Origin of the sequence: Streptomyces sp. P17, from assembly GCF_032436805.1 — a bacterium.
Taxonomy (GTDB): domain Bacteria; phylum Actinomycetota; class Actinomycetes; order Streptomycetales; family Streptomycetaceae; genus Streptomyces.
Window position 1 is genome coordinate 1 of sequence record NZ_JAVRBF010001020.1, and the last position, 262, is coordinate 262.

The 262-nt window shown below is 51.1% G+C and carries 1 protein-coding gene; it reads right to left on the reverse strand.

The features are described from left to right. Positions 1 to 7 precede the first annotated feature (7 nt). Positions 8 to 262 (reverse strand): hypothetical protein (locus RMT89_RS43800; RefSeq protein ID WP_315889329.1); only part of this gene is annotated, 255 nt, incomplete at its 5' end.

A 262-nucleotide genomic window follows, 5' to 3' on the forward strand; every position in this document is an offset into this window, starting at 1 on the left:
ATGCCGCTTATTCGGCGGTATCGAAATTTCCTGCAAATCCGATAGCAAGCTCGCCGGTCACTATTTGAATTTTTAGGCTATGAAACTCGCCGTTGACCGGGCCGATATCACCTTTGAGCGTGAAATGTTCATGGCTCAGGAGCGTGTCTCCTACCATGAAGCAAATGTCCGGTTCCGCATGGGCGACCACAAGCGTCATGACTATTACTGACCGATTAAGCTCGTAGATGGGTTGAGCGCAGCGAAACCCGTCAACGCTCCT